Source organism: Dyadobacter ginsengisoli DSM 21015, from assembly GCF_059568735.1.
Genome location: NZ_JCANTY010000013.1, coordinates 44,258 through 65,204 on the forward strand (window position 1 = coordinate 44,258; position 20,947 = coordinate 65,204).

Consider the following 20,947-nt stretch of genomic DNA (forward strand, 5'->3'; position numbering starts at 1 on the left):
ATGTCTGATAAGTTCGATGAATCAAACTTATCAGACTATGAGAGACTAGGCGTCCCCGACTAGCGTACTCTACTCAAACCTTCAAGCGTCGACTATTGCTTGTGACGTTTTTCGTCAGAAACGGTTAATTTCCAACGGCCTTTTTTCCGGCGGCCAGCGACTACTTTACGTCCGTTTGCCGTGGACATTCTCTCACGAAAACCGTGCTTGTTTCTCCTCTTGCGATTCGATGGTTGAAAGGTACGTTTCATCTCAGTATCAAATTATTGCGATATAAATCTCTGTCTACCCGTAATTTTGGCTTGCAAAGGTAGATAAAAAATTAAATTAAGTCAAAGTTTATCAACTTTTTTCAGAAATAGTCTGTCGATAGTGGCTACTTATAGAAAAACTTTTTCTTGAAAAACCATTCTGCGCAGCCATTATTGACCTCTACGGATGCCCAGGCAGGATCGGTTTCATCATTTACAATCAGGATTGTGTAAGGCACATTTTTGAGTTTGGGCACATACACCTGCGGCTCTTTGGTATTCAGTACCAGGGCCGTACGATCATGCATTTCCTGATTGAAGCGGGCTGCACGACCGGTAAGGAGGTCGGACCACGCTGAGCGGTAATTGAAGTTACCGGCAAACAGGAAGAAAAAATACAATCCGACGACCCAGCTCACGGCGCTCTGGTTATTTACCGGCGCCATATGTCCCTTTTCTATCGCCCAGAACGTCAATACAAAGACATTGTAGGTCCAGCCGATGAGTGTCCAGAAGGTGATTACGCATTGCCCGCGAAGATTAGGCGGCTCGGCAATGGACCAATAGGAGGGGAAATAGCTGAGGTAAAGGCAACCCGCAAAGATCAAAATCGAAAGCGCCGGATGTACCCCGAAAAACTTGAAATCGTCGGAGCCCTTGCTTTTGTAAAGCTGGCAGGCAATCGGTATCAGCACTATTGTCAGGACGCACAATGCGGGCGCTATTTTGGAAAAATTATGGATTTCCCAGGCAAGGCTGTTTTTGATGGAAAACAAAAGATTGTATTTCAACGGAGTGGGGTAAAGCCCCGACTCTGCCCGGGCCGCATTACCCGGGGCGGTGACGGAGAGCACACCAAATGCGAGCGCGACCATGCTCAGGACCATCAGGCGTATCTGTAACTGACGGCTGAGCACGCTCTTGAAAAAGAACAATGCGCCCGACAGGATCACGAGCCACACGAGCGTGTATTCATTCATGCCGATCAGCAGGATCAGGCCAAGGCTCAGTATGGCGATATGCTTAGGAGAAAGACGGGAATAATTCCGGAACAGATAGGCAAATAAATATAGCGTCCCGATATCGGCAATTGTGTAATAATAGCCTGTGTACCAGTAAAAATAGCCTGAGACAACCGGCAGTTCGGCAATCAGAACAAAAACGAGCAGAAATGCCAGCAGATATGTCTGCCATTTGGGAAGCTTATCAGCCGTAAGCGCACCGGCAAACCTGAATGAGGCGTGCACGTAAAATAATAGCAGGACGATCGGTGCGAGCTTGTAGCCAAGATATGAGTCGTAAGCCAGTGGCTGGGTAGAGGAGATAAGTGTTCCGATATAACGTCCCGACCAGGTTTTCCAGTAATGTTGCTGATACCCCCAATAACCCATTTCTTTTACGGCCAGTGTATGGCAGTAGTCATCTGTGGTGGGAAATGCAAAGAATGAAACGGCGACGAAGGGGAACAGAAGTACAAAAAATGCGATAATAAGCAGCTTTGTTCTGTTGTCGGGATTGTAAAACCAGGAGAAGTAATGTGTCATATGTTCTTACCCTTGTGAAAGAAGTATTCAAACATAAGACATTTATTTTAAACAGGCGCGTTGGCGGGCCTGCCGCAGGATAGGTAATGAAAACCGAAGCGATATTCCCGTCAACGCTTTGTTCAGGCCGACATGAGATTGTAGGCTGAATAGTTTTTAGTGAAAGACTCCCTTACGTCCTCTATCTGGTGGTTCAAAAGCCAGTTCCTGAAACGGTTGGCGTCTTCCACCTGGTGATGAACGATACGTCCTCCGGAAAGTAAAAGCGTAAATGTTTTGTGTGTCTGTAAGAATCGACGGATTTGGGCTGCACTATGGTCGAAACCGGAGAAATAAGGATTTGTCATAGTCATATTCGCATGGCATCATTGAGTAATCGACGGCAAGATACAACATTGTAGGTGTTCTTGTAAATAATTGTAGAATAAATTTAACACTTACTCTAAACTTCTTCAAATATAACGCAAATCATGTACAATAATATGTCACCGATAGCAAATAATTTGTTTCGGTAGGTGTTTTTATTAAACGGTAAAGTGATTGACTATAATTGTGACAATCATTGCAAATGCGAGTGTTGAGGTAAGGCAAAATTCGAGCATATTATGGCTTTCAATGAAAAGCTGGCAGGCTGATCACAAAATTGTTTGGGCAACTAATAGTGTATTTTTGAACACCCATCAACTATTTGAATTGATACGGTATAAACGGAGGTAAGTATTCCGGGATCAAAACTTGAAATTATAGGCAACGGAGGGGACTACCCCGTACAAAGAAACCGCTGTGATAAAAGACGTGTTCAAATAGTTGTCATCCTTGGGTATGACTTCCGCCGAAAACAGGTTACGACGATTATAAGCATTATATACGCCGAAAACCCATTGTCTCTCGCCCCATCTTTTTTTCCTGATAAAAGTCACCTGAAAATCCAATCGGTGAAACGAGGGCAGCCGGAAACCGTTTCTTCCTGAATAATAATTGAAAGATGCAGCCTGGAACTCATACACAGCTGCGGGTAGTGTAGCCGCCCCTCCCGAGTTGTACTGGAAGTCTGCAGAAAAAGTGATGCCTTTTTTTACCTGATAGGCAGATACCAGCGATACACTATGCCGCCTGTCATACCTGGTCGGATAGGCAGTGCCCCCGTTGATTCCGTCGATTGTCCGGTCTGTCTTTGCCAGCGTGTAGGTGAGCCAGCCTGTCAGCTTCCCCGTCCTTTTCTCAATCAGCGTTTCGACACCATAGGCCCTGCCTTTTCCGGACCTTATTTGAGACTCTACATATTGATTAATAAAAAGGTCTGCATTGTCAACAAAATCGATGACACCGTTCATATCCTTGTAATATGATTCGATGCTAAGGATGTAGACTGGCATAGTTTGCTTGTATCCCAATGATATCAACGACGAGGACTGGGGACCCACCTTTTTATTGGAAGGAAACCAAATGTCCGTTGGTAGTCCTACGGATGAGTTCGTAAGTAAATGGACGAATTGTTTGGACCTGGATAATGCCAGGGACAAAACTTTTATACTGTCGATCGCATAGTTCAAAGAAAAACGGGGCTCGGCTGCCCATCTGAAATCCATGACACCTTTGTCGTGAACCATCGAATCTATCGCATACCCTTTTTCATACTGATATAGTGTACCGGGGCCAAGTAGCGCAAATGTCGAAAATCGTATCCCCAGATAGGTCGACAACCGGGATGCAATATGTTTGTTCAAACCGGCGAAAACGGCGATCTGGCCAGTTTGCTTTGAGTCCAGCTCGAACGGTCGGATAATGGAGCTGGCTGACTTTGGCTTAATAGCACCGGGTTGGTAAGCTGTGTGAATAAGGTTAAAACCAGCTTTGAGAACCGATTTATCGTTGATGAAATAGTCTACTTCATTTTTTACGCCCGTTTCCGAAAGCCCTGCTTTCCATTCAAAATCGCGTCTGTCGTTGACCAGGCTGTAATCGTACCGGTAGCGACTGTAATAAACGGTGGTGTTGGAAAACAGGTTTTGGCTGAAAACATGATTCCAGCGCAACGAAGCCGTCGTATTTTGCCATTTTGTAAACGTTCCTCTCTCGAACAAATAGTATTTGAACCAATCGCGTCCGGAATAACCTGATAGGAAAAATTGATTCTTACTGTTTTTCGACTTCCAGTTCAGCTTTCCGTTCAAGTCGTAGAACCGGATATCGTTTCCGCTCGGGAACTTTTGGAAGCCACCCAGATTGATTTTCTCGGCCAGCTCACCGGCTTTGTTAGCGATGATGCCAGCATAGCTGTACCTGCCTGAAAGGATAAACGAGGAGCGGTTCTTTATCAGCGGCCCCTCGGCGGTTAGTCGGCTGGCAATGAGACCGATCCCTCCCGAAACTTTGAGCTCCTGGTTATTTCCCTCACGCATTTTCAGGTCAACCACCGAGGACAACCTGCCGCCGAACTGAGCAGGTATCAGGCCCTTGTAAATATCGATCGATTTGATTGCGTCCGGATTAAAGGTCGAGTAAAACCCAAGCGCATGCGACGCATTATACACCGGAGCGTCATCGAGCGCAATCAGGGTTTGATCGAAAGAGCCTCCCCGAACCGACAGTCCGGTTGTACCTTCAACCGCAGCGCGGATGCCGGGTAAATATTGCAATGCATGCAGGATGTCCGCTTCACCGCCCAAAGTGGGCATTTTCTTCACCTGGGCCACTGATATGCTTCCTTTGCCAGGAATCAGGTCTTTGTCTGCATTGAGGTAACCCGCATTAACCTGAACCTCTTCAAGCTGCTGGTCAAACGGAACAAGTCTCAGATCTTGCACAACGTTCTTTTTCGCGTCGATTTTGACTTTCAATTTCCGGTACCCAACATAGGATACTTCTATTTCATGAGTACCTTTTTCGAGCAATACAGAATAATATCCGTAAGCATTCGCCGTCGAGGTCAATCGGGCCGATTTGATCCTGATGCCAGCATAAGGAAGTACTTCGCCCGAAGTCGAATCGGTGACACTTCCACTGATCCTGAATTTCTGGGAGTGCGCAGTTAAACTAAGATGGAGCAGTAAAGAAATGAGAAAAGTTTTCAGCATATAACCGAACTTGAATGAGCGAGAATAACCTCCAATACGGTGACGACCAATGGAAAAGATTTACGAAACCAGCTAAGGCTGAGTATAGACCCTGTACGACGAAACGCTTGAAGCATTGAAAAAACCCGTGGCGAGTGCTGTGCCTCGGATGTTGCTGGGCGCATTCGCGGGAGCAGGTGAAAAAACGCCCCCGTCGCTCGCCAGGCTCTTGACTAATGCCTGGTAATACGCATACGCCTCTTCGGTAAACGAATACAAGTAAGCGGTGTAATAGTAGCCGGGACTAAGCCACCAGCTGTTGAAATCAGGATTGGGGGTGACGCCGACGGTCACATTCAGCCCCTTCACGTATTCGGGAAGTAGCCGGTCGTCCAAAATTGCTACGTTCCAGATACGATCGGTAAACTTGCATGGGTACCTTTTGATCTCCATACCGGTATCATTTGTCTGGTCACAAAAGTTGAACATATAGAAATTCCGCGCAGGGCGAGGGTCGTGAAAATAGATCAGGGGAAGGTAGCTAAACCCATGAACAGGGCGGCCGTCTACACGAAGCAGAGCGACAGAGTCAAGGCGCGCTACCGGTGGCATATAAGCGTCGGCTTCATAAACATTTCCCCCGAGCTTCACCGTGAGGTGATACGTATCACCGGCTTTACATTTCAATGTTGTTGTGTAGTAGTATCCATTAAAATTCGTGGTGTCGTCGGCGTAAGTCTCGATTTCCCGCTCATTTACCAGAGTATCGACTTCGCCCTTTTGGTTAGAAATGACCACAATGGCGCTATCCGCGGTTACGACCGACTGGTCGGTAACTTTACGCGCCCAGGAAAGACGGACATAGTTATTTTTGTTCAGATCGGTAAGCTGTCCGTCGATTATTAAAACTTGATCCTTGCTCTGGTCGAGATCCAGGTCGATACTTTTTGCACAGGAAAGGATCGTCCCCACAATCACCAGCAACAGAAGCAATGTTCTTTTCTTCAAAGTGATATCAGAATAGATGTATATGATGGTTACTCACCAATAACGTTATTGGAAATGTATTTATTCAAAGCTCTTATTATGGTTTTCCATTATGCTTCCTATCGTTGACTAGCATCGTCGATGTTAGCGAGACTTTGAATTACTTGCCTATTTTTTGGAAACTTATTGGCGGGTAGTCAATGTATGATATTAAGCCAGCGTCTTGGTTCGATGTAACTAACTTTTCGGACTGATCCACTAACTGTCAGCGACGATGGAGGTGAAGAAACGTAAAAAAGCCACCTTCTTTCGAAAGTGGCTTTGGCCATGTAGCGGGAGCTGGACTCGAACCAGCGACCTTTGGGTTATGAGCCCAACGAGCTACCAACTGCTCCATCCCGCGGTGTCGTTGAATTGGAGTGCAAACATACAACAAATCTTTTAAGGAAAACAACTATTTTTGTGAAAACTTTTTCAAAAAGTTTGCCTCTAACATTCTGACATCAGTTTTATGAGTTCATATTCAGGCGCCACCGGCTTTGGATGGCGCATTCATCAGATGCTCGCAGTCCGGCTGCTGGGCATCATGATTTTGTTCACAGTCTGCCGGGTTCTGTTCTACTTGTTCAATCAGTCCTTTTTTCCCGGAGTGGGGTGGGCGCTGGCACCGCGATTATTGCTGGGGGGTGTCCGCTTTGACCTCGTTGCGGTCCTCTACACCAATATTCTCTACGTATTTCTGACACTCATTCCGTTCACATTTAAGTACAGATCTCCCTATCAGAAGTTCCTGGACTATTTGTTCATTGTCACCAACAGCATCGCTTTGCTCGCCAACTGCGCCGATTTTATTTATTACCGGTTTACGATCAAAAGGAGCACCTGGACGGTATTGCAGGAGTTTTCCCATGAAAATAATCTTCACAAGCTATTCGGAGGGTTTTTATTCAACTATTGGTATGTGTTCCTGATCTGGGTCCTGCTTGTGACGGTGGTCGTTTATCTGACGCGGCGGTGGAAGGCGGGGGGGAAACCGGCACGTCCGGCGTGGCAGATATTTCTTGTTCACAGTGCCCTGATGACCGTTTCAGTGTTTCTTTTCATTGGTGGTGTAAAAGGCGGATTCCGGCACAGTACCAGACCCATTACATTGAGCAACGCGGGGGAGTATGTCGATAAGCCGAAGGAAATGTTCATTGTTCTGAACACACCGTTTTGTATTTACAAAACACTTAAAAGGTCGGATTACCAACGTGTTGACTTTTTTAAGACGGAGCAGGAAACGAATGCGGTCTATTCTCCCATTCACAATCCAGATCCGAACGCGCCTGCTTTTCGTCCCAAAAATGTGGTGATCCTCATCTGGGAAAGCTTCGGAAAAGAAATGGTGGGATCTTTCAACCGCGATTTGGAAAATGGAACTTACAAAGGATACACCCCGTTCATCGATTCCCTGATGCGGCACAGCAATGTGCACTGGTATTCATTTGCTAATGGCGCGAAGTCTATCGAGGCAATTCCATCGGTACTCACAAGTATCCCCGGGATTATGGAGCCGTTCATATTGACGCGCTACACCGACAATAAACTTCCCAGCCTGCCTCAAATGCTGGAAGCGAAAGGTTACCACACTTCATTTTTTCATGGAGCACCCAACGGTTCCATGGGTTTTAAAGCGTTTACAAACCTGATCGGCGTCAAGAACTATTATGGGAAGACGGAATATAACAATGACACGGACTATGACGGGATTTGGGGGATATGGGATGAGGAATTTCTGCAATTCTGGTCTAAAAAGCTGGATGAATTTCATGAGCCTTTCCTGAGCACATTGTTCACGGTTTCCTCTCATGACCCCTTTCAGATTCCGGTCCGCTACAAAGGGAAGTTTCCGAAAGGGCCCCTGCCTATTTACGAGACCATGGGCTATACCGACCAGGCGATCCGGAAGTTCTTTGATTCGGCCAAGACAAAGCCCTGGTTCAAGAACACACTTTTTATCATCACCGCCGATCATTCGGCGACATTTGCCCATTATCCAAAGTATCAGACATCCGTAGGGAATTTCTCAATACCTATTTTATTCTATGCGCCGGGCGACAGCACGATGGCGGGCACAGACAGCAGTACGCTGATCCAGCAAATAGACATTATGCCCTCGGTATTAGGGTATCTGCATTATGATAAACCCTATTTCGGTTTCGGAAAAAATATCTTCGGGAACCCTCCGCTGAACTTTGCTGTCAATTATGATGGAGTCTATCAATGGTTCAACGGGCCCCATGTTTTGCAATTTGATGGCAGGAAAACCGTAGGTTTGTATAAATATCAGGAAGACAAGCTTTTGAAAAATAACCTGGCAGGGCAGCTCCCGGCAGTTCAGGGACCGATGGAGTTGCAGGTAAAGGCTTTTATCCAGCAGTATTCCAACCGGATGCTGGACGACCGCCTGACGGTATCGCCGTAGTAATCTTGTTTTTTGTGAGCAAAAAAGTGAAGAAGTTATTTTTATGGAAGAAAAACCGGAAACAAATACAGTATTGCGCAACCACCGTGCTGGTTTCGTCAGTATAGTTGGTAAACCCAATGTGGGTAAATCAACGCTGATGAATGTGCTGGTGGGAGAGCGGATGTCGATCATTACCTCGAAAGCCCAGACAACCCGGCATCGGATCATAGGTATATTGAATGGAAAGCATGAAGATATTCCATTCCAGCTCGTGTATTCAGACACACCGGGCGTGATTAAGCCGTCCTACAAATTGCACGACTCCATGATGACCTTCGTAAAGGGATCGCTGGAAGATGCGGATGTAGTCCTTTTTGTAGTCGAAGTTGGGGAAAAGGCGGCGGATCATGAAGTATTGCCGTTGCTGAAACGGACGGAATCGCCTGTGGTGCTGGTGTTGAACAAGATCGATCTGTCGGATGAGGCGCAGGTAAAAGCAAAAATGGCGGAGTGGGAAAGTGAGATCCAGCCAGCAGCCATTGTACCCATATCGGCCCTCGAAAATGCTAACATAGGCACATTGTTCGATGCGGTGGTGTCACGCCTACCCTTTCACCCGCCTTATTTTGATGAAGATGAACTAACCGACAAGCCGGAGCGTTTTTTTGCTTCCGAAATAATCCGGGAAAAGATCTTCTTGAATTACCGCCAGGAAATTCCATACAGCTCCGAAGTAGTAATCACAGAATTTAAGGAAAAGGATGAGATCATTGTGATCCGCGCTGAGATCCTCGTCGAACGTAAAAGCCAGAAAGGGATCATTATTGGCGAAAAAGGGGAAATGTTAAAGAAAATAGGGATCCAGGCCAGACAGGATCTGGAAGAATTCTTCGGCAAAAAGGTCTTTCTCGAACAACACGTGAAAGTGGAGCCGGATTGGAGAAGTAAGGAAAACAAGCTGCGTCAGCTCGGATACCAGGAATAATTTTTAAATAAACGAATGAAGAACAGGTCTCTAAGGCTTGTCCGGATCATATTAATTAGTACAAAAAATGGCAAATATTATATCGATTGTTGGTCGTCCGAACGTGGGCAAATCTACTTTGTTCAACCGTCTGACCGAAAGCCGCAAGGCTATTATGGATAACCAAAGTGGGGTAACCCGTGACAGGCATTATGGTTATGGAGAGTGGACTGACCAATATTTCACAGTTATTGACACGGGCGGATATGTGGTAGGCTCGGAAGATATTTTTGAAGGAGCAATCCGGGATCAGGTAGAGCTGGCTATTGAGGAGTCTACGGTAGTGCTGTTTATGGTCGATACCATGACGGGGCTCACCGACCTGGACAAGGATTTTGCAAATGTGTTGCGTCGTTTCAATAAACCGGTTTACCTGGTGGCCAACAAAGCAGAAACGACGGAGAGATACCAGTCGGCAGCAGAATTTTACGAATTAGGGCTGGGAGATGAAATTTTCGCGATTTCGGCCCAAACCGGTTTTGGAACCGGTGAATTGCTGGACAAGGTAATAGAGCATTTTGAAACGGCAGGGATTGAAAACCCCGAGGCGGGAATTCCGCGCATTGCGATCATGGGACGCCCTAATGTAGGAAAATCGTCGTTCCTGAATGTACTCACCGGCACCGACCGCAGTATCGTCACAGACATCGCGGGCACCACGCGTGACGCGATTCATACGCATTACAATGCATTCGGGATGGAGTTTATCCTGACCGATACGGCCGGAATCCGTAGGAAATCGCGGGTGAAGGAGGACATCGAGTTCTACTCGACGCTCCGTTCCGTGAAAGCGATGGAAGAATCTGATGTGTGTATTATTCTGCTTGATGCTACATTAGGTTTGGAAGGACAGGATATGACCATTATCGGGCAGGCAGATAAGGCAAAAAAAGGGATCGTGATTATGGTCAACAAATGGGACCTGGTCGAAAAAGATTCCAAAACTGCCGATACCTATAAAAAAGCCCTGATGGAAAAACTGGCGCCGATGAATTACATGCCGATCATCTTCGCATCGGTGGTCGAAAAGCAGCGCATTCACCAGGTAATGGAGAAGGCGATGGAAGTTTATCAAAACAAAACAAAGAAAATCACCACCTCGAAGCTCAACGACGTAATGCAGGCAGAGATCGAGAAATATCCACCGCCGGCACACCGTGGCAAGTATATCAATATCAAATACATGATACAGTTGCCCACGCCGTCGCCGACATTTGTGTTTTTCAGCAGTAATCCAAAGCATGTGAAAGAACCCTATCTGCGATACTTGGAGAACAGGATGCGAGAAAACTTCGATTTTTCGGGGGTGCCTATCACCATTTTCTTCCGCGAGAAATAAAGCGAGGACGAAAACATTTGAAAAGCGCCGGCCGGAATTTTCCGTCGGCGCTTTTCGATTTATCCGTAACCAGCTACTATTCAGCGGTAAAATATGATGGTTCGTCTTTTTTATAGAACCTGCAGCAACCTTTTATTGTAACTTTACATCTGTTAAGCGGCTACTCAGAGTACCATTACGAGAGTCGAATAAAAAATTTTCGTAAAATTTGTTAAAAACAAGGTACTATGTATTGCAAGATACCTAATGAAACATATATATTTGTAAGGTCAATTAGTTACACCCAATTCCATCCGGATTCTTAACGATTGAGAAACAAGCCATGAAAACGATCAGACTCTTTATTATACTAACTTTATTGAGCCTTCAGGCTGGTGCTACCGGTTATGTGCACAACATGTTCGTAGCGCACAGAAAGCTGCAGTCAGGAAAAGAATGTGTGAATGAAAAGGTTGCAGCCAGAAAGGTAAAGCCTGCGGTGAAAGTGATGAAGACGCCGGTACAAGTTAAACATGCAGGCGTCGTTAAAAACGCGAGGATAAATATGTCTGGCCCGGATATTGTTACCTTAAATGCGCGGATCCTGGAAGAAGGTCCTGCGGCATTTTTCGAAAGTGAGCCAAGCGAAGAAAGCGGTGATGAGTCTGTAGTGGCGAAGCTGGTTAGTGTAGTGCGCTGCGTAGTTTACACTTTCATTCCGAAATTAGGTCGTTCGTAAACAATACTTCTATCATAATGTCAAAAGCTGCAAGGAGAACCTTGCAGCTTTTTGATTGTTCAGCCTACGGTGTTGGTCAAAGTCCCGATCGGTTCGATGGTAATGTGGACAGTGTCGCCTGCCTGTAATGTGAAATCGGAGGATGGAACAATGCCGGTTCCGGTCATCAGATAGCAGCCATGGGGAAAGGACATTTCCCGGAAAAGGAAATGCAACAGTTCTTCGGGCTTCCGTTTCATTTGTGACAGGGCAACTTCCCCGTTAAAAACTTCTTCGCCTCCGCGCACAATCGAGAGGTCGATAATTGTATCTGCGGGTAATTGCTCTTTGAATACATAAAGGCATGGCCCCAGTGCAGCGCTTCCGGTATACGATTTGGCTTGGGGCAGGTACAAGGGATTTTCACCTTCGATGCTTCTCGAACTCATATCGTTTCCGATCGTGTAGCCAACCAGCACGCCTTCGGTGGTGGCAAACAGGGTGAGTTCCGGCTCAGGAACGTCCCAGGTTGAATCTTTCCGGATACGTACGGTGCCGTGGTGACCTACTACGCGCCAGGCCGTGGATTTGAAAAACAATTCAGGACGTTCGGCTTCGTAAACGCGGTCGTAAAAGCTGCCGCCGCCCGCTTTTTCAGATTCTTCCATCCGTGCCGTACGGCTTTTGAAATAGGTTACTCCGGATGCCCATACCTCCTGCGAGCCGATCGGTGCCAATACTTCGGGCATCGGGATATCGTCGGTGAAAGTAAGCGGAATCAGGCTTTTTGTTTGGTTCTCAAGCCATTCGTATAAATTATTCCGGTTCACGACAGTGTCCCAATCAGTCTCATGGAGTCGGAAAAAAAGGTCCTCAGTTTCCAGGAGGATGCCTTTTTCGGTCTTATATAACTTCATTGAATGCAAATTTTTGGTTTAGTCTGAATAAGTACCTTACCTGTTGTCTTTACTGTGAATACGAACAGGAAACTGTTTCAGGCCATAGGCTTTGGATTTGAATGTGCATTTTATGTCGAACGCCACAGACGACGGTCAATCGGGATGGGCTCCTGTGCGACAAGTTTTACCAAAGCAAACGCAGCGTGATCGGGATGTATAATGATGTTGTGCGAAAAAGGCACGATGACCGACGGAAGGGCAACCGCCAGTGTGTCGGGTTTGATGAGCCAGTCTTTCAGCCATAGTTGCGTTTGGTCATAGGTTTTGTCCTGCCAATAAGAAGGCATATCCGCCAGGAAGTAATAATGAATATCCAAAGGGATGTCTATGGAGCATAGCCAGTAAGCGGGAAGATCTTCATAGCGAACGCCCGGAGCATGGGCGAGTGTTTCAACAAGCCCGAGCTCCGGTGTGGAGGTAGTATTGAGTACTCCTGTTCCCCTCGGGTTCCAGCGTGCGCCGAAAAGGCGGGCACCTTCTGCAGACAAGCAATCATGCCTGAATTTTTCGCGTATGATTCTGTAGACAATAGGCATAGCAGGGTCAGGCGGGCAAGCCGTAATCCAGACGCCCCAGCACCTGTTCTACCAGTCCAAAGCCGGTAACCGTATCCATCAGCTGTAAGGGTGACTGGTCGTTCAGTTCACTTATGGGAGTGCGCAGCCAATGTCTCACGATAGTATCCTTCCCTTCAAAGGTATCGAGTGCATGGAGCAGGACATTCCGTAGTAACAAAAGCCGCTCCGAGGCATCCGTACTCAACCGTTTTTCAGCTTCGATCCGATGCAAATTACGTGGAGTCATACCCAGTACATGCGCAATTTCATTGTCGGTTAGACCCACAAGCTTGGATACCTCATCAGCTGCGCCACGCAAGACGCCCTCGCGGGAACTATTGATGACTGCAAAGTCGGAAGTAGGCTTCTTGCCGTAAGGCACAAATTCTTCCTGAAAGAAGCGAATGGGTGTTTTCATAAAAAAAAGTGTGAAATGCGTCACTAATATATGTGACATATTTCACACTTCAAATCTTTTCCTTCAAAAATGCAGCGGTGTAGTTGTCTTCGAGTTTTATCATGTCTTCGGGTGTGCCGGCGAACGTAAGGTATCCGCCATTGTCGCCACCTTCCGGGCCAAGATCGATGATCCAGTCGGCACTTTTGATGACTTCCATATTGTGCTCGATGATGATGACGCTATCACCCTGTTCTACCAATGCATTGATTGCCTTCAATAATTTCTTGATATCATGGAAATGCAATCCCGTAGTCGGCTCGTCGAAAATGAACAGCGTTTTGCCTTTGCCGGAACTGCCTTTACCCAGGAAAGATGCCAGTTTTACCCGTTGTGCTTCCCCGCCGGACAAGGTATTCGAAGATTGGCCCAAACCGACATAACCAAGCCCCACTTCCTGCAATGGCATCAGCTTGTCGGCCAGCTTCGGTTCGGATGTCCTAAAAAATTCAATGGCTTCGTCTACTGTCATATCCAGGATTTCCGCAATATCCTTATCGTGGTAGCGTACTTCCTGTATTTCCTGTTTGAACCTTTTGCCATTACATCCCTCGCACGTCAGGTAAATGTCGGCCATAAACTGCATTTCAATCTTCACCTCACCCTCACCCTGGCATATTTCGCACCGGCCACCATCGACATTGAACGAAAAATGGGATGGCTTATAGCCCCTGGCCTTGGAGAGCGGCTGTTCCGACATCATTTGCCGTATGTAGTCGTATGCTTTGATGTAGGTAACCGGATTGGAGCGGGACGACTTCCCGATCGGGTTCTGGTCGATCATCTCCACAGCTTCGATGCGGTCGACGCTTCCGGAGAGTGCGTCAAATCTTCCTACGTCTTCACTGAACTCTCCTTTGAGGCGCATTAGTGCAGGATACAGGATTTTCCGTATCAAGGTTGATTTTCCTGAGCCGCTGACGCCTGTCACGACAGTCAGGTTATTCAAAGGAATCTTTACATCGAGTTCCTTTAAGTTATTCTCACGTGCTCCCTTTATTTCAAGAAAATGAAGAGACTTTCTTCGCACAGACGGCACGGGAATGGAATCGTTGCCCAGCAGGAAATCAAGCGTGTGAGATTTGGCGCTGGTTTCTTCGGATTCGTGCCCATTGTCCTTCAACGTAATAATATCGCTTTGGTTACCCTGGAAAACCACATGGCCACCGCCTGTACCGGCTTCTGGGCCGATGTCGATGATCTGATCGGCGGCATGCATGACTTCCTCTTCATGTTCGACCACAATGACCGTATTGCCCAGATCACGAAGCGATTCAAGTACGCCCACGAGCCGTTGCGTATCCCTCGGGTGCAGGCCAATGCTGGGTTCGTCCAGAATATACATGGAACCTACCAATGCGCTACCCAGGGAAGTAGCGAGCTTAATGCGCTGGAATTCCCCACCAGACAATGTACTTGTCAGGCGGTTGAGCGTCAGATAACCGAGCCCGACCCGGTTCATATACTGAAGGCGTGATTCGATTTCAGTTAAGACGCGCCGGGCGATCTGCCGGTCGTGATCGCCGAGTTCGAGTTGTTTGAAAAACGATGAAACATCCTGAATCGGCATCAAAACCAGGTCTGTAATGGATTTGCCCCCTATTTTGACATAGGAAGCGTCTTTGCGTAACCGTGAGCCACGGCAGTCCGGACAGGTCGTGCGACCGCGGAAGCGGGAGAGCATCACGCGATACTGGATCTTATGAGTTTGCGATTCGAGCTCAGAAATAAAGTCATTGATCCCCTGGAAATATTGATTGCCGGTCCACAGCAGTTCTTTTTCCTGAGGGGTGAGGTCTTTGAATGGCCTGTGGATCGGGAAATCGAACTTCACCCCATTCCGAACGAGCGGCACGAGCCATTCACTCATTTTTTCGGTGCGCCAGGGAGCAATGGCTCCGTCGTATACCGAAAGGGCTTTGTCCGGAATAATGAGATCGGGATCAATACCCAGGATTTTTCCAAAACCTTCACACCTTTTGCATGCGCCGAATGGATTATTAAAGCTGAAAAGGTTGACGGTCGGCTCTTCGAAAGTAATGCCGTCGAGTTCGAACTTATCGGAGAAAACCCGTTTTTCACCATTCACAATATGAACCGTGCAGGTCCCTTCTCCTTCGAAAAAGGCAGTCTGCACCGAATCAGAAAGACGGTATTGGGTATCTTCATCATCGTGCCGGACTGCCGCACGGTCGATGAGTATGAAAACCTGGTTTCCGGCCTGCGGGAACTGATCAGGATTTTCGAGAATATCTTCAATGGAAACCACCTCCTCGTTCAGCACGATCCGGTTATATCCCTTAGAAAGCAAAATGGTCAGTTCCTCCATCTGTGAACGTCCGTCCCGGATCAGCAGGGGGGCGAGGATCATTACGCGCGTCCCTTCGTCATGCGCGAGCATGTAATTCACGACATCGGTCACCGAGTCCTTTCTGACCAGCTCTCCTGAAAGCGGAGAATAGGTATGCCCGATGCGTGCGAAAAGGAGTTTGAGATAATCATAGATCTCCGTTGACGTGCCTACGGTCGATCTCGGATTTCGGGTATTCACCTTTTGCTCAATGGCAATGGCCGGGGAAATTCCTTTAATATACTCTACCTCAGGTTTTTCCATGCGCCCGAGAAACTGTCTTGCATAACTGCTGAGGCTTTCCACGTACATCCGCTGGCCCTCAGCAAACAGCGTATCAAAGGCCAGTGACGATTTGCCCGAGCCGGAAAGACCAGTAATGACGACCAGCTTGTTGCGCGGAATCGCTACATCGATGTTTTTAAGATTATTAACGCGGGCACCTTTGATCAGAATGTATTGTCTCGGATCCAGCTCATCGAATTGAGCAGCTTCGATCCGGGGCACAGCTAAATGCATCATAGGGGATTATCGAATGGAAATGCGGTGTAAGTTTGTTGTCGTTGTGATCCTGTATTAACCAAAAGTGCCGGCATTTAGTTTGGTATTCCAAAACGTGATCGGGCGGTTGTTACTTTTCAGCGAAGACCTGACTGGCTTTTGAAAATGTCATGCCGTTTTTCACCGCTTCTTCAAATATAGGGTCAGCCAGATACCCGAAATTGGGCACGTCGGACATGCAATCCGATAATGCCACCACCTTGGACGCCAGGGCCGGTGCATACCTGACGATCTGCCGGATGCTCGTTGCAACGCAATGCGACCGTGCTTCACCCGCGATCAATACCTCATCGAAGGTACCGAGCTCGGCCAGAAATTGTTCATCCAGCTCTGTTTCCGGCGAACCTGCAACAGGAACCTGCGCTTTGAAAATCCCGAAATGCTCTGTCAGGGGGTTGATGCCTTTGGTAACTGCTTTGTATTCCCGACGCGTCCGGTGCGTCCATGCAAGGATCGAATGCATCAGTGTTTCATCCAGCGCTGCGCCTTTGGAGCCGATCAGGCAATGCTCGGGCCATATGAAATGGCGGAATTCACCTTCGTCTTCCAGCGTTTTGAGATATTGAAGAACATAATCCTTGTGATAACGGGGTATCCATTTTCCCGCTTCAACGGCCTGTGCTGTGATCAATGTAAATGGGGCGACGGTATTGCCGTTCTGATCTTCCCAAAAAAGCGGATGAGCGATGTCGAGCACCCGATGGGTATCCAGCGTCACGAAAATGGAATCGATATGCTCTCCTTCCAGCGCGATCAGGTTTGCGATACGCTCCACGTCTTTTTCCGCTCCGGGCACATACAATGCGCCATTGGGATTACAGAAGTCGTACTGGGCGTCTATGATGAGCAATGCGGTTTTTTTCATAGTCATTAGAAGTGTGGTCAATATTCCAGCTCTTGCGGCAGTTCCATTTGCCGGGCGTACATTTTGGAGCATAGGCTGAAAACAAGTTGCAGCATCCGGTTCGCATCTCTGAGATAATCAACCCGGTAATCTTCGTCCAGCTTGTTCAAGCCATTCAGGATGGCCTGGGCTTTTTTCGCAATGTATAATGCGCAGGTGTCGGCACGTGACGAATAGGTTTTCAGGATGTCGGCATAGCCTTCCAGGAAAGTATTCAGGAGAAAAATATTCAGTTCGATACCGCCTGTCTTGTCCTTGGTAACCTTCACATGATAGGCAATCTCGGAACTAAGGCTCCGCATATCCATAAGAACCCATCCGGGGGTGTTCTGATTGAATTTTGATGTTCTCAGGATCCGGCCCATTAATTCCTCCCGGCGCTCGGGGATGGTTGCGCTGTCCTCGATCAGTTCGAAATGGAGCTTGTCGCTCAGGGCTTTGTCTTTGGTGATGAGCCGCAGGAGGAGTTTATCCTTTTCTTTGGCGGGCATCTGGATAATCGCTTTTTTAAGCTGCTCTGGTAACGCCATTCGGGTGCTTTTTGATAACTTTAGTTTAATTCCCCGGTTATGCGATGTAACTTTATGATTCGAAAAAAGGGCGGGGAAGCTTTTTGACAAAAATATCAGATATGCCTAAATATCTCTCAATCAGTTTGAGCGTTGCGATTCTTTTAATTTTCGGATATACACTGATACAAAATGCCCTGAATGCCCCTTCGTTTGATGACTACGACACCACCGTCAATTTCATCCGGCGTTACTTCTTTGAACATTTCGATGCGGCCACACGACTGAAAGTGCTGTTCAGCCGCCAGAATGAGCATCGGATCGTTGTTTCCAAGGGCCTTGCTGCCGCATATTATGCATTTTTCGGTGAAATCAATTTCCGGAGCCTTGTATTGATCCAGAACCTGTTCCTGCCGTCGTTCTTTGTGCTCATGCTGGCGATCATGCGCTCGAAAGGATTGTTTTCTGCTCCCGCGGTGCTGTGGGCCGCAATTTTTCTCTTCAGTCTGGCTTTCTGGCAGGTTACGTTTTACTATTGGGGAGGAATTCAGCATTATACGGTTTTTTTCTTCTCCTTTCTGGCATTGTATATGCTCGATAAATCGGAACGTATAGTAAGTTCGTCATTTTTTATTGCACTTTTTGCAGGGGTAATGGCAGTGATTTCTTTTGGAAACGGATTTCTGGCAGTTGTGCTGGGGAGTTTCCTGCTGTTTGCCCAAAAGAAAAAGACGTTGTGGTTTTGCTGGACGGTTTTCGCCATCTTACTTGTGCTGGCAACCTTCCTGCCCCGGCCAGACCGCGTCGCAGAATCTCATGTCCCCTTTAATATGGAATGGATGGCGCGTTTACTGTTCACCTTTCTGGGGAGTTTTGTCTATGTAAATCCTCCCATAGGCCTGCAAATGAACATTGTGCTATGCATGATCGTGGGAGTTGGGGTAATGGGCACCTGGCTGTGGCTATTTTTCAAGGGATATGCATGGAAGGCGCCGTTGCTCTATTCCCTGCTTTCGTTGCCCATGTTGACGGGCATAATTATCGCTGTTTCCCGTTTTGAAACCAAAGCGGCCGGCGGCATTGCCCCGCGGTATATGTTCTTTACCGCATCGATTCCTGTCCTGCTGCTAATGATATTTATTGATTTGAGGATCCTGAAAAAGCAGCATCTGAAGTGGCTGACGAGCCTGGGCTTCATACTGTGGGGCGTAGTCTTTTTTAACAACCGGCAAGCGCTGTTTCAAAACAATGCGGAGATAGTGGCGACATTGCAACGATGGGAAAACGATCACAGCACGCCACTGATCTACTATAAACGATCGGAAGAGTATTCACAGATACTGGAATGGGCGGTTTCACAAAAGGTGGTAACCATTCCGTCAGATCATGCGGTTAATAAATAATGGGGATTGAAAACAGAAACCCCGTTTGGGTTACGGGGGCATTAAGTGTTACTTTGCGACATTTTGTAATTAAATACAGATACACATTATGATTTCAGTGGCTATGTGTACCTACAACGGGGCAAAGTTCCTGCCCGAACAGTTGAAGAGCATTGCTGATCAGACGGTTTCAGTGGACGAATTGGTTGTTTGTGACGACAGATCAAAAGATGACACGGTTGAAATCATAAGAACTTTCGCAGCGACGAGCAGATTTCCGGTCCGGATTCACGTCAATGAACAGAATCTGGGTTCGACCAGGAATTTTGAAAAATGCCTTTCGTTGTGCGAGGGAGAGATAATTATTCTGTCAGACCAGGACGATCGCTGGCGGAAGGACAAGGTGCAGAAGCAAGTCGCATTCCTGAATGCCCGGCCCGACGTGGACGCTGTGTTCAGCGACGCGGAGATAATCGACGACGATTCATTATCGACGGGCAAGACCATCTGGCAGGAAATTGAATTCGATAAAGCCCGGCGGCAGATATGGCAGGATGGCAAGCCGTATGAAATCCTTTTCAACGGATTTGTAGTAACCGGCGCCACATTGGCCATCAGGAAGTCGTGTCTTGAACGCATGATGCCATTTCCGACGCATGTTCCCGACCTGATACACGACGCCTGGATCGCCATGGTGCTTAGTTTGGAAAACAAGATCGAGTTCATTACCGATCCCCTGATCTTCTATCGGATCCATTCCAGCCAGCAGGTTGGGTTTGGCAATAAGGTAGAAAAGGTATATTTGAAGGACCGTTTCAAACGCGACCGCCGGAAAAAACTGATTCCGCTGGAAGAAAAGGCGAACAAACTTCATGAGCTGTACCTGCTGCTGCGCGCACTTCCGTTCGTTCCGCGTGAAAAACTGATCAAACTGTATTTGTCACAAAAACATTTTTATCGCAGGGCCTCACTGCCGGAGAATCGCTTCAAAAGACTTACGCCGATTCTAAGTCAGCTGATCCGGGGTTATTACAGGTTCAGCAGCAAGGATTGGTGGTTGCCCGCGATAGGAGATTTGTTGGAATAAAAAATTGGAAGTGAAAATGGCCGATAAAAAGTCATTGGTTGCCGTGCTTATCCCTGTTTACCAGGCGAAACTGAGCGATGCGGAGCAAATGTCGCTGCGACAGTGCATGGCTGTGCTGGGTAACTACCCGGTGATCATCGTGAAGCCTGTGAGCCTCGATCTTACCGAATTGCAGCAGCAATATCCGACGCTTGGTTTTCAATCGTTCGATGACAGCTTTTTCACCAATGTGGACGCCTACAACAGATTAATGGTATCCATTGATTTTTATAAAACCTTCACCACCTACGAGTATATCCTCATTTACCAGCTCGATGCATTCGTTTTTCGCGATGCGCTTAAAGAATGGTGTGGCAAGGGCTACGATTACATTGGCGCGCCCTCGTTGCACCAGCTAGTGTTCGATAGTATTCCGGCGGCGTCCAGTCAGGTTTTTGCGAATGCATTATCAACCCATCGTGTTGTTTTGAACGGGGGGCTTTCGCTGCGGAGAATTCCTGCATTTTTGCGGTATCTCAGAATTTACAATACATTTTATCCATCCTGGAAGGGTAACGAAGACATGCTTTTTTGCCAGGAGGCCGCGCGGCTCAGGCCTCTGAAGATCTTTATGAAATTGCCAGATTGGCGGGAAGCATTGCGGTTCGCATTTGAGAAAAGCCCGGCGGCGAGTTATGAGCTCACAAATCACCAGCTTCCGTTCGCGTGTCATGCCTGGGAACGCTATGATCCGGCATTTTGGGCCGGATTTATTGCTGTAAATCAGTGACTTTCTGCGTTTAACAATTTTTAACAAACTATCACCGATTTTCAGGCGTTCTTGCTGATATTATC

At 47.3% G+C, this 20,947-nt stretch carries 18 protein-coding genes and 1 tRNA gene; 7 read left to right on the top strand and 12 right to left on the bottom strand.

Translation table 11 applies throughout. The features are described 5' to 3' along the window. Positions 1-92 precede the first annotated feature (92 nt). The 6 genes from rpmH to BP71_RS35050 all read right to left on the bottom strand — a co-directional run bounded on the left by rpmH (position 93) and on the right by BP71_RS35050 (position 6,241). Positions 93-251, bottom strand: coding sequence for a 50S ribosomal protein L34 (gene rpmH / locus BP71_RS35025; protein ID WP_015813300.1), 159 nt, complete (start codon positions 249-251; stop codon positions 93-95). Positions 252-376: 125 nt separating this feature from the next. Further along, complete coding sequence (locus BP71_RS35030) at positions 377-1,795, bottom strand: hypothetical protein (protein ID WP_496386334.1); 1,419 nt, start codon at positions 1,793-1,795, stop codon at positions 377-379. A gap of 122 nt (positions 1,796-1,917) precedes the next feature. Then, entirely contained in the window at positions 1,918-2,142 is a 225-nt protein-coding gene (locus BP71_RS35035; RefSeq protein WP_496386335.1) for a hypothetical protein, read from the bottom strand. Positions 2,143-2,523: 381 nt separating this feature from the next. Further along, positions 2,524-4,872 carry a TonB-dependent receptor gene (locus tag BP71_RS35040; protein ID WP_496386336.1) on the bottom strand — a complete coding sequence of 783 codons (2,349 nt, stop codon included), beginning with the start codon at positions 4,870-4,872 and terminating at the stop codon, positions 2,524-2,526. 72 nt (positions 4,873-4,944) lie between these two features. Further along, positions 4,945-5,859, bottom strand: a complete 915-nt coding sequence (locus BP71_RS35045) for a DUF4249 domain-containing protein (protein WP_496386337.1) — start codon at positions 5,857-5,859, stop codon at positions 4,945-4,947. A gap of 309 nt (positions 5,860-6,168) precedes the next feature. Next, positions 6,169-6,241 (bottom strand) — tRNA-Met (locus tag BP71_RS35050). 108 nt (positions 6,242-6,349) lie between these two features. Here BP71_RS35050 and BP71_RS35055 point away from each other — a divergent pair. The 4 genes from BP71_RS35055 (at position 6,350) to BP71_RS35070 (ending at position 11,368) form a co-directional block, all read left to right on the top strand. Then, entirely contained in the window at positions 6,350-8,305 is a 1,956-nt protein-coding gene (locus BP71_RS35055) for an LTA synthase family protein (RefSeq protein ID WP_496386338.1), read from the top strand. 43 nt (positions 8,306-8,348) lie between these two features. Beyond that, positions 8,349-9,272 carry a GTPase Era gene (gene era, locus BP71_RS35060; protein WP_496386339.1) on the top strand — a complete coding sequence of 308 codons (924 nt, stop codon included), beginning with the start codon at positions 8,349-8,351 and terminating at the stop codon, positions 9,270-9,272. Between the two features lie 67 nt (positions 9,273-9,339). Next, on the top strand, positions 9,340-10,650 hold the full coding sequence (gene der, locus BP71_RS35065) for a ribosome biogenesis GTPase Der (RefSeq protein ID WP_496386340.1): 1,311 nt from the start codon (positions 9,340-9,342) through the stop codon (positions 10,648-10,650). Between the two features lie 322 nt (positions 10,651-10,972). Further along, positions 10,973-11,368 (top strand): hypothetical protein, encoded by a 396-nt coding sequence (locus BP71_RS35070; RefSeq protein ID WP_496386341.1) that lies wholly within the window; start codon positions 10,973-10,975, stop codon positions 11,366-11,368. Positions 11,369-11,427: 59 nt separating this feature from the next. Here the strand turns inward: BP71_RS35070 and BP71_RS35075 are convergent, their stop codons facing one another. The 6 genes from BP71_RS35075 to BP71_RS35100 form a co-directional block, all read right to left on the bottom strand. Further along, complete coding sequence (locus tag BP71_RS35075) at positions 11,428-12,264, bottom strand: fumarylacetoacetate hydrolase family protein (RefSeq protein ID WP_496386342.1); 837 nt, start codon at positions 12,262-12,264, stop codon at positions 11,428-11,430. A gap of 110 nt (positions 12,265-12,374) precedes the next feature. Next, a complete protein-coding gene (locus BP71_RS35080) occupies positions 12,375-12,842 on the bottom strand; it encodes an RES family NAD+ phosphorylase (protein WP_496386343.1) in 468 nt (155 codons plus the stop codon). Positions 12,843-12,849: 7 nt separating this feature from the next. Then, positions 12,850-13,281 carry an Xre family toxin-antitoxin system antitoxin gene (locus tag BP71_RS35085; protein WP_496386344.1) on the bottom strand — a complete coding sequence of 144 codons (432 nt, stop codon included), beginning with the start codon at positions 13,279-13,281 and terminating at the stop codon, positions 12,850-12,852. 49 nt (positions 13,282-13,330) lie between these two features. Continuing rightward, positions 13,331-16,192: an excinuclease ABC subunit UvrA gene (gene uvrA / locus BP71_RS35090; protein ID WP_496386345.1), complete on the bottom strand. Its 2,862-nt coding sequence runs from the start codon at positions 16,190-16,192 to the stop codon at positions 13,331-13,333. A 109-nt stretch (positions 16,193-16,301) separates the two neighbouring features. After that, complete coding sequence (locus tag BP71_RS35095) at positions 16,302-17,096, bottom strand: cysteine hydrolase family protein (RefSeq protein ID WP_496386346.1); 795 nt, start codon at positions 17,094-17,096, stop codon at positions 16,302-16,304. A gap of 17 nt (positions 17,097-17,113) precedes the next feature. Beyond that, positions 17,114-17,665 (bottom strand): hypothetical protein, encoded by a 552-nt coding sequence (locus BP71_RS35100; RefSeq protein ID WP_496386347.1) that lies wholly within the window; start codon positions 17,663-17,665, stop codon positions 17,114-17,116. Positions 17,666-17,766: 101 nt separating this feature from the next. Here BP71_RS35100 and BP71_RS35105 point away from each other — a divergent pair, with 101 nt between their 5' ends. From BP71_RS35105 to BP71_RS35115, 3 genes are all read left to right on the top strand, one after another. Next, positions 17,767-19,047, top strand: a complete 1,281-nt coding sequence (locus BP71_RS35105; protein ID WP_496386348.1) for a hypothetical protein — start codon at positions 17,767-17,769, stop codon at positions 19,045-19,047. An 88-nt stretch (positions 19,048-19,135) separates the two neighbouring features. Next, positions 19,136-20,113 (top strand): glycosyltransferase family 2 protein, encoded by a 978-nt coding sequence (locus BP71_RS35110; protein WP_496386349.1) that lies wholly within the window; start codon positions 19,136-19,138, stop codon positions 20,111-20,113. Positions 20,114-20,129: 16 nt separating this feature from the next. Next, on the top strand, positions 20,130-20,882 hold the full coding sequence (locus BP71_RS35115; protein WP_496386350.1) for a DUF5672 family protein: 753 nt from the start codon (positions 20,130-20,132) through the stop codon (positions 20,880-20,882). Positions 20,883-20,947 lie beyond the last annotated feature (65 nt).